Origin of the sequence: Kitasatospora sp. MY 5-36 (assembly GCF_001182915.1) — a bacterium.
GTDB lineage: Bacteria > Actinomycetota > Actinomycetes > Streptomycetales > Streptomycetaceae > Kitasatospora.
This window is the reverse complement of the sequence record NZ_LFVW01000949.1, coordinates 1-3,051: the sequence shown is the minus strand read 5'-3', so window position 1 is coordinate 3,051 and position 3,051 is coordinate 1. Positions and strand designations below refer to the sequence as shown.

Sequence of the window (3,051 nt, the reverse complement as noted above, 5' to 3'; positions counted from 1 at the left end):
CGGGCGAGCAGCTCGGCCTGGGCGAAGGCGTGCTGGGCGTTGGGGGCGCAGGGGGCGCCGTCCGCGTTCGGGTCCGGTACGGCGGCGCAGTCGCCGGCCGCCCAGACGCCGGGCAGGGCGCGCCCGTCCGGTCCGACGGCCTGCAGGGTCGCCAGGCACCGCACCCGGCCGAGGGTGTCCAGCGGCAGGTCGGTCGCGCGCAGCAGCGGGGACGGCCGGACGCCCGCCGTCCAGACCAGCGTGCGGGCTCCGAAGCGGCTGCCGTCGGAGAGCGCCACGACCCGGTCGGCGGCGGACTCCAGGGTGGTGCTCAGCCGGATGTCGACGCCGCGTTCGCGCAGCTCCCCCAGGGTGTGCCGGGCGAGTTCGGGCGACTCCTCGGCGAGGATCCGCCCGGTCGCCTCGACCAGCACCCAGCGCAGGTCCTCGGCGCGGACGTTGTGGTAGCCGCGCACGGCGGTGCGGGCCATGTCCTCCAGCTCGGCGAGCGCGCCGACGCCCGCGTAGCCGGCGCCGACGAAGACGAAGGTGAGCGCGGCCTGGCGCAGCGCCGGGTCGCGGGTGGCGGAGGCGAGGTCGAGTTGCTCCAGGACGTGGTTGCGCAGGCCCACCGCCTCGCCGACGGTGGAGAAGCCGAGGCCGTGCTCGGCGAGGCCGGGCACCGGCGCCGTGCGGGAGACCGATCCGGGGGCCACCACGAGGACGTCGTAAGGGAGTTCGACCGGGGCGGGGGGTTCGCCGGGGCCCGCGGCGTCGGCCAGGGCGCGCCGGGCGGCGTGTTCGATCCGGGTGATCCGGGCGGTGAGCACCCGGCAGTCCGGCAGAACCCGGCGCAGCGGGACGACCACGTGTCTCGGGTCGATCGAGCCGGCCGCCACCTCGGCCAGCAGCGGGTGGTAGGTGAAGTACGCCTGGGGCTCGACGACGGTGATCTCCGCCTCGCCGCGCCGCAGCCGTTCCCGCAGGGCGCGCTGGAGGTGGAGTGCGGCGGCCGTTCCGGCGCAGCCGCCGCCGGCGATCAGGATCCTGATGGTGCGCCTCCTGCCGATGCGACGTTTCGTCCCGGCCACCCCGCGGCCGGGGGTGTCCCCCATCACGCCCCCTATGAAGGACCGGCGGGGGTCGTCTTGTCCACAGTCCGTACGGGGCTGATTGCCACACGAGTGACCGTCGTGGCCAGTTGTGCCTACTGGGCGACTTTCTGACGCACTTTCGGCCTCGGAGAGTGGTGAACTATGGTCGGATTGTGTACCGGGGCGGCCGTCGCCATGACAATCGGCGGCGACGCACCGTGGGGCGGCCACTACGGCCAGTTCCAGCGTTGGCGTGAGAACCCGACTGGGGGACGGTCATCCGGGGAAGGGTAGTTCCCGGACAGGGCCCCGGTCGGTGCCGACGCGCCGAGCCGGACGTGGACCCGGCACGGCGGCACGAACCGTGGTCACCGGATCGGGACGGGCGGCACGAGCATGGGTCATCGGGTCACTTCTGACGGGCCGAGCTGCACCGGGGGGTGCAGGGGCGGGCGACGACAGGGTCCGGTTTCGGACGCCTGCGGGGGAGAGTTGGGATGATGGATCAGGAGCAGGTATTGGGGCGGGCGGGTGCGTCGCAGGTCGGACCGGGCATGGTCCCCGAGCAGCGCGGCCCGGTGGCCCTGCCGCAGGGCGGGACGGCACCGGCCGGTCTGGCCCGGGCGGCCGTCCCGTACCGGGTCGAGCCCGCGCCGGCCGCCGTGCCGGTGCCGGGGGCCCGGCTGCGGGTGGACGCCCGGCGGAACCTGGAGAGCGTGCTGCGGGCGGCGCGCGAGGTGTTCGGCGAGTTCGGCTACGGCGCGCCGATGGAGGAGGTGGCGCGCCGGGCCGGGGTCGGGGTCGGCACCGTCTACCGGCGCTTCCCGAGCAAGGAGGTGCTGGTCCAGCGGATCGCCGCCGAGGAGGTGGCGTGGCTGACCGCGCAGGCGCGGGAGTCGCTGTACGGCGGTGACGGCGCCTGGGAGGCGCTGGCCGGCTACCTGGCCCGCGCGGTGAGCAGCGGCGCCGGGCGGCTGCTGCCGCCGGAGGCGTTCCGGTACGCGGAGGAGCTGGGCCGGGTGCCCGAGCAGCGGGCGGCGGAGCCGCCGGCCGCGGTCCGCTTCGACCTGCGCGGCGAGGAGGCCCGTTCCGGCGGGGCGGTCGAGCCGTCGGCGGCCGACGCCGATCCCCGGCTGCTGCTCCAGCTGCTGGCCGCGCTGGTGGCGCGGGCCGGTGCGGCGGGCGAACTGCGGCCGGGCGTCACGGTGTCGGACGTGGTGCTGGTGCTGACGGCCTCGGTGCCGGTGCACGCGGCCCGTCCGTCGGTCTCCGCGCCGACGGCCGTCGGTTTCTCGCCGATTTCTCCGCAGACGGAGGGCCAGCCGGTCGCCGGGCCCTCGGACCGGCTGCTGCAGATCCTGTTGGACGGCCTGCGGGAGCGCTGACGCCCGTCGGCCGGCCGGGCCGCCACGCCGGACGGGCACGGGAGTTGGGAGGAGGACCGGCGCGCGACCCGAGTGCGCGCGCCGGGGTGCGGGAGTCGCACACCCCACCACCGCACGCTGGGCGAACGCCCCCGCGACGGCCCCTCGGAGGAGTGGAAGGCGACCGGTCCGGCTACCGCCGATCCCTGCGCTATGCCATCCTTTGCCCGTGGTTGGAGCCAATGTCCCGATGCGCGCCGTTCGCGCGCCGTCGGCGCCGTACGCCGGGGAACCGTGCGCCTACGCACTCCCGCGCGCCCTGCCACACTACGGGGGCTGTCGTGGAATCTGGGGTCCGTTGTGAGCGCCGAGGAACAGAACGACTACGGGTACGGCCTCGACTTCGGGGGCCGCTCCGGTGAGACCGCCGAGGGGTCCGCCGCGGGCCCCTGCAGTCTCGGCAGCGCCGGCGGTACGGCCCAAGTGCCGGGCGCCGCAGCGGGTTCGGCCGCCGGCCACGTCCCCGACCAGGCCGGGATGCCCAGCCGCGAGACGCTCTCCGCCTCCGCCGCCGCACTGCCCCCGGGCCGGGTGCCAGGGCAGGCCCCGGCGGG

The 3,051-nt window shown here is 76.1% G+C and carries 2 protein-coding genes and 1 pseudogene; 2 read left to right on the top strand and 1 reads right to left on the bottom strand.

Translation table 11 applies throughout. From position 1 onward, the window contains the following. Positions 1–1,094, bottom strand: a 1,094-nt coding sequence (locus AE652_RS38665) for an NAD(P)/FAD-dependent oxidoreductase (protein WP_082346251.1), incomplete at its 3' end; no start/stop codon positions are given. Positions 1,095–1,570: 476 nt separating this feature from the next. Between AE652_RS38665 and AE652_RS38660 the strand changes: the two genes are divergently transcribed. Next, positions 1,571–2,458 carry a TetR/AcrR family transcriptional regulator gene (locus AE652_RS38660; RefSeq protein ID WP_234348699.1) on the top strand — a complete coding sequence of 296 codons (888 nt, stop codon included), beginning with the start codon at positions 1,571–1,573 and terminating at the stop codon, positions 2,456–2,458. A gap of 339 nt (positions 2,459–2,797) precedes the next feature. Continuing rightward, positions 2,798–3,051 (top strand): annotated as a pseudogene (locus AE652_RS38655) (hypothetical protein); the annotation flags it as partial.